A 6202-nucleotide genomic window follows, 5' to 3' on the forward strand; every position below is an offset into this window, starting at 1 on the left:
TCGCTCTGATCTGCTCTGACGATACAAAGCTCCGTGCCGGACAGGTGATCCAGTCCTCCTTAAAGGAAAACCTGGGCATCGACGTGACGCTGGAGTCCATGGACCTTGCTACATACCTGGATAAGACCGCAGTAGGTGATTACCAGGCTGCCATCGGCGGATACACCTCCAGCGACGTATTAGCTCACTGCATGGGCGTTTACCACTCCAAATCCATCGACGGTTCCAACAAGACCCGTCTGAACGATCCGGAGATCGATGCTTTCATTGATAAGATCAAAGCTACACTGGATCCGGAGGAAAATGTAAAGATCGTTACGGAACTCAGTAAGTCTCTGAATGAGATATGTCCGCAGGTTCCCCTCTACTTAAAGAACAACGTACGTGCATACGCAAAGGGCCTGGAAGGCTTCACAATGAGCCCGACCGGCGGTATGTACATCGAGGACCTGAGCTGGAGCGAATAATTTTTATTTGAAGTAAACTCTTTAAGAAGATAACAGGGACCTGGCCCCTGGAAGGCCGGTCCCTGTTTTGATTAAAATTTATGTAGAGAGGAGAGGATCGCACCATATGATCAAGTTTATAATCAAACGTCTTCTGGCACTGATCCCGGTACTGGTCGGAGTATCACTGCTCGTATTCTTTATCCTTGATTTGGCTCCTGGTGATCCTGCCAAGGCTGCTCTGGGTGAGCAGGCACGTCCCGAAGATATCGAGGCGTTCCGGGAGGAAATGGGCTTAAATGACCCGTTCATTGTCCGTTACGTAAACTACATGCTGGGCCTCTGTCAGGGAGACCTGGGAACCTCCTATAAGACCCGTGATCCGGTAGGAGAAGAGGTATGGGCCCGTCTGCCAAATACGGCGATGTTAGCGCTTACCTCCACTGTGGTAGCCATCTTACTGGCACTTCCGTTAGGAATCATCGCGGCCATCAAGCAGAACACGCTGTTCGATGGCATCAGCATGTTCATATCCCTCCTGGGTATCTCAATGCCCGTATTCTGGATGGGCCTCCTGCTGATCCTGTTCTTCTCTGTAAAGCTGGGCTGGTTCCCGGTATCCGGAGCAGACCAGGGGATCAAGAGCCTTGTGCTGCCGTCCATCGCGTTAGGCTTCATGCACATGGCATCCATCGCCCGTACCACCAGAAGCTCCATGCTTGAGACGATCCGCCAGGACTACATCCGTACTGTGCGTGCAAAAGGCCTTCCGGAGAAGGAGGTCATCACCCGCCATGCCTTAAGGAATGCGCTGATCCCGACGACAACGGTCATCGGCCTCCAGATCGGAGGAATGTTAGGCGGTTCCGTACTGACCGAGAGCGTGTTCGCATGGCCGGGGATCGGCCGTTACATGATCCAGTCCATCCAGGGCCGTGACATCCCGTCGGTCATGGGCTGCATCATCATCTTTGCACTCAGCTTCGCGGTGATCAACCTGATCGTAGACCTGATCTACGGCTTCATCGATCCGCGAATCAAAGCACAGTATAAGTAAGGAGGGGAAGACAGTAATGAGCAATGCTTCTGCAAAAAATGTAAATGCACCTGCTGACATCAAGAAGAAGAGTCAGTTCGTAGAAGTCTGGAAGCGTCTCTGCCGGAACAAGACGGCAGTCCTCGGACTCGTGATCGTTGCACTGCTGACGCTGATGGCGATCCTTTCTCCGATCCTGATCGACTATGAAACGCAGGTGATCAAGACCAATTACAGTGAGGCCCTCCAGGCGCCCAGTGCAAACCACTGGTTCGGAACGGACGAGATGGGCCGTGACATCCTACTGCGTGTCATGTACGGTTCCACCGTTTCCCTTTCCATCGGAGTGGTGACCGTGGCAGTTTCCCTGACCGTGGGCCTGATCCTGGGAGCGGCAGCCGGATACTTCGGAGGAAAGACGGACATGATCATCATGCGTATCATGGACATCTTCCTTGCGATCCCCGGAACGCTGCTTGCGATCTGTATCGTGGCATCCCTTGGAAACTCCATCCCGAACCTTGTCATCGCGCAGGCGGTATCCTCGATCCCGACGTTCTCCCGTGTCGTGCGCGGAGCGGTCATCACAGCCCGTGACGCCGACTACGTGGAGGCAGCAAGGGCCATCGGGGCGAAGGATGCGACGATCATCTTCCATGAGGTGCTGCCCAACAGCCTTGCGCCGATCATCGTGCAGACGACCTTACAGGTGGCATCGGTGATCCTTTCCATCGCAGGCCTTTCCTTCATCGGACTGGGAATCCCGGCGCCGAGACCGGAGTGGGGCGCAATGCTCTCCGGAGCCCGTGCCTACATCCGTGACTACAGCTACATGTGCCTGTTCCCGGGCCTTGCAATCATGACCACGATCCTCTCACTCAACCTTCTGGGTGACGGACTTCGTGATGCACTTGATCCGAGACTGCGTTAAGGGGGTAGCAAGATGAGCGAAAATGTAAAAATCGAAAACAAGAAGACCGGGGGGAAGGACCTGACCGCAGAGATCAAGAACCTGGTGGTGGAATTCCGCACGGACTACGGAGTGGTGCAGGCATTAAACGGCCTGGACCTTGAGATCGGGAGAGGAAAGACCCTGGGCCTGGTAGGAGAGACGGGAGCCGGAAAGACGACGACGGGCCTGTCCCTGTTACGGCTGATCCCGGACCCGCCGGGAGTGATCGTGGACGGAAGCATCAAGCTGGACGGCCAGGACATCCTTTCCATGAGTGAAAAAGAGATGCAGGACATCCGGGGAAAGAAAGTAGCCATGATCTTCCAGGATCCCATGACCTCCTTAGACCCGGTCATGACGGTAGAGGAGCAGATCGCAGAGGTCATCAAGCTCCATGAAAAAGACGTGGACCCGATGCAGAAGGCCAGGGAGATGCTGGAGTTAGTAGGGATCCCCGGAAGCCGCGGAGGCGAGTACCCGCACCAGTTCTCCGGCGGAATGAAGCAGCGGGTGGTCATCGCCATGGCGCTTGCGTGCAACCCGGAGCTTCTGATCGCGGACGAGCCGACGACGGCCCTGGACGTGACGATCCAGGCGCAGGTGCTGGAGATGATGAAGGGCCTGCGTGACAAATACAACACCTCGATGTTAATGATCACCCATGACCTGGGGATCGTGGCCGAGATCTGTGACGAGGTATCGGTGGTATACGCAGGGCGTGTCATCGAGCACGGGACCCTGGAGGATATCTTCAAGAATACCCGCCACCCGTATACAGAGGGCCTGTTCAACTCCCTGCCGAACCTTGAGAACCGGCAGGCAGAGTTAAAGCCCATCAAGGGCCTGATGCCGGATCCCAGCAACCTGCCGAAGGGATGCGCGTTCTGCCCGAGATGCGAGTATGCGATGGAGATCTGCAAGACGCAGAAGCCGCCGAGGACGTACCGGAACGATACCCACTATGTGGAGTGCCACCTGTACAATAAAGACAACATCCATGAAGGGAAGGTGAACATTCGATGAGCCAGCCGCTGCTTGAAGTAAAAAACCTCAGAAAGTATTTCAAAACCCCGAAGGGGATGCTGCACGCCGTGGATGATGTCACCTTCACGATCGAAAAAGGAAAGACGTTGGGCGTGGTAGGCGAGTCCGGCTGCGGAAAGTCCACCACAGGCCGTGCGATCCTGCGTCTGATCGAGCCGACGGCCGGCGAGGTGCTGTTCGAGGGCCAGGATGTGGTGAAGCTGTCTGCGGAGGAGATGCGAAAGAAACGTACAGACATGCAGATCATCTTCCAGGACCCGTTCTCCAGCTTAAACCCGCGTAAGACCATCAGCCAGATCATCGCGGATCCGTTAAAGATCAACAAGATCATCACGGACAAGAACGAGCAGATGGACCGTGTGCGTGAGTTGATGGAGACGGTAGGCCTTGCAGACCGTCTGATCAACACATACCCCCACGAGCTGGACGGAGGCCGCCGCCAGAGGATCGGGATCGCGAGGGCACTGGCGTTAAACCCGAAGTTCATCGTGTGTGACGAGCCGGTATCCGCCCTGGACGTATCGATCCAGGCGCAGATCCTGAACCTGATGAAGCAGCTGCAGAACAAGATGGGTCTGACCTACATGTTCATCACCCATGACCTGTCCGTGGTAAACCATTTCTCGGACGACATCGCGGTTATGTATCTTGGAAAGCTGATCGAGAAGGCACCGTCAGAGGAGCTGTTTGCCCACCCGACGCACCCGTATACCCAGGCGCTGTTATCAGCGATCCCGATCCCGTCCCTGGACAACCGGAGGGAGAGGATCCTGTTAAAGGGAGAGATCACCTCGCCCATCGAGCCGCCGAAGGCATGCCGTTTTGCGAACCGGTGTCCGTATGCGACGGACCGCTGCCGCTCGGAGGAGCCGCAGCTTAAGGAGATCAGCCCGGGCCACTTCGTGTCCTGCTTCCTTACCGACTAGGCTTTATAAGGCCGGAACTCTTTTATGGGGGTTCCGGTCTTTTTTGAACTTTGCCGTTGCGTAAGGCTGGATTCCGTGCTATAATCAGTTCCAGATGTAAAAATATGATTCATAACAAGGGGAGCCTGTATACAGGCTGAGAGGAAATTGTGAATTTCGACCCATAACCTGATTTGGATAATGCCAACGTAGGGACATAAGCGTATGCCTGACTGACTGCCGTTATCCGGCGGTCTTTTTTTAATGGAAAAGGAGAAAATTTGTATGAAACAGACATCGGAAAGGCTGATGCCGGCTTTCTTCATTCTGGGCCTCCTGGTCCTCTGGGAGGGGGCGGTACGGATCTTTGGGATCCCCCTATATGTGCTGCCGTCGCCAGTCCAGGTGGCGGAAACCCTGGTACAGGAACTGCCTGTGCTGGCGCTGCATGCCCGGGTAACAGTGGCAGAAGCCCTGGCAGGCGTGGCCATTTCCCTGGTCCTGGCCCTGGCGCTGGGGGTCCTTATGGACTGCTTTCCAATGATCCGCCAGGGACTTTATCCGGTCCTGGTGGTGACACAGACGGTGCCCATGATCGTTCTGGCGCCAATTTTCATCATTTATATGGGCTTCGGCGCTGCTCCCAAGATCCTGACAGTGGTTTTAATGTGCTTTTTCCCGGTGGCGGTGAGCTTTTCCGATGGACTGAGCCAGGTGGATGCGGAATATGTGCATCTGGTCCGGTCCTACGGGGCAGGACAATGGAAAACCTATTGTCTGGTGAAGATCCCGGCGGCAGTGCCGGCGCTTCTTTCGGGACTTAAGGTGGCGGCCACATACAGCATCAGCGGAGCGGTGGTGGGAGAGTGGATCGGCTCCCAGGAAGGGCTGGGCTATTACCTTCTGCGGGTGAAAAACGGCTATATGCTGGATAAGGTGTTTGCCTGTGTGGCAGTGATCATTTTTTTAAGCCTGTGCATGAATGGACTCATCCGGCTGTACCAGTACCTGGGAATGCCGTATCTGAGAAAACAGCGGTAATATAGAACATAAAAACTGGAGGAGAAGACAATGAGAAAGATGAAAAGGAATCTTGCGGCTGCAGCGGCCTGTGCCCTGGCAGTATCCATGGTCCTGGGAGGCTGTGGAAAAAAAGGAGAAAGTGAGACAGCAGGGGGAGCTTCGGAAAAGGCGGAGCTGGAAGAGGTGACCGTGATCCTGGATTATGTGGCAAACACCAATCATACAGGCATGTATGTGGCCCTGGACCAGGGATATTATGAGGAAGAAGGACTGAAGGTGAATATTGTGGAACCGACAGAAGGGGCTACGGCTTCTCTGGTGGCTGTGGGAAAAGGCGATTTCGGGATCAGCTACCAGGAGGATGTGACCGTTGCCTTAACGTCCGAGGATCCGCTTCCCATTAAGGCCATCGCGGCAGTGATCCAGCATAATACCTCGGGCTTTGCGGCTTACAAAGATAAGGGGATCCATTCTCCAAAGGATTTTGAGGGGAAAACGTATGCAGGCTGGGGCGGCCCGGGAGAGGAAGCCGTATTAAAGGCGGTCATGACCCAGGCTGGAGCCGATTTTTCAAAGCTGAACCTGGTGATCTCCGATGGCTCTGGGTTTGAGGCCCTAAAGGATAAGGTGGATATCATGTGGTTCTACGAGGCGTGGGACAGTGTGAAATGTGAACTCAATGATTTCCCCATCAGCTATATGCCGGTACGGGATCTGGACGAGCGGCTGGATTATTATACGCCGGTGATCATTGCAGGGAATCAGGTCCTGGAGGAGAAGCCGGAGATGGTGAAGA

Annotated in this window: 7 protein-coding genes and 1 riboswitch; all 7 genes read left to right on the top strand. The window is 54.9% G+C overall.

The genetic code is table 11. The annotated features are described in order from the left end of the window. The coding region (locus tag ACML7B_RS04405; protein WP_418539451.1) for an ABC transporter substrate-binding protein at positions 1 to 467 on the top strand (467 nt) is incomplete at its 5' end. Between the two features lie 106 nt (positions 468 to 573). Beyond that, positions 574 to 1503 carry a nickel ABC transporter permease gene (gene nikB, locus ACML7B_RS04410; protein WP_022272169.1) on the top strand — a complete coding sequence of 310 codons (930 nt, stop codon included), beginning with the start codon at positions 574 to 576 and terminating at the stop codon, positions 1501 to 1503. A 16-nt stretch (positions 1504 to 1519) separates the two neighbouring features. Next, entirely contained in the window at positions 1520 to 2413 is an 894-nt protein-coding gene (locus ACML7B_RS04415; RefSeq protein WP_418539452.1) for an ABC transporter permease, read from the top strand. Between the two features lie 12 nt (positions 2414 to 2425). Next, on the top strand, positions 2426 to 3457 hold the full coding sequence (locus ACML7B_RS04420) for an ABC transporter ATP-binding protein (RefSeq protein ID WP_418539453.1): 1032 nt from the start codon (positions 2426 to 2428) through the stop codon (positions 3455 to 3457). Further along, entirely contained in the window at positions 3454 to 4404 is a 951-nt protein-coding gene (locus tag ACML7B_RS04425; RefSeq protein WP_022272166.1) for an ABC transporter ATP-binding protein, read from the top strand. The genes ACML7B_RS04420 and ACML7B_RS04425 overlap by 4 nt, the downstream gene beginning before the upstream one ends. Before the next feature lie 107 nt (positions 4405 to 4511). Continuing rightward, positions 4512 to 4616: riboswitch (TPP riboswitch) on the top strand. Positions 4617 to 4668: 52 nt separating this feature from the next. Continuing rightward, on the top strand, positions 4669 to 5424 hold the full coding sequence (locus ACML7B_RS04430) for an ABC transporter permease (protein WP_262426915.1): 756 nt from the start codon (positions 4669 to 4671) through the stop codon (positions 5422 to 5424). A 30-nt stretch (positions 5425 to 5454) separates the two neighbouring features. Further along, positions 5455 to 6202: ABC transporter substrate-binding protein (locus tag ACML7B_RS04435; protein WP_418539454.1), on the top strand; the 748-nt coding region annotated here is incomplete at its 3' end.

The organism is Massilistercora timonensis (genome assembly GCF_048354975.1).
GTDB classification, from domain to species: Bacteria; Bacillota; Clostridia; order Lachnospirales; family Lachnospiraceae; genus Massilistercora; species Massilistercora timonensis.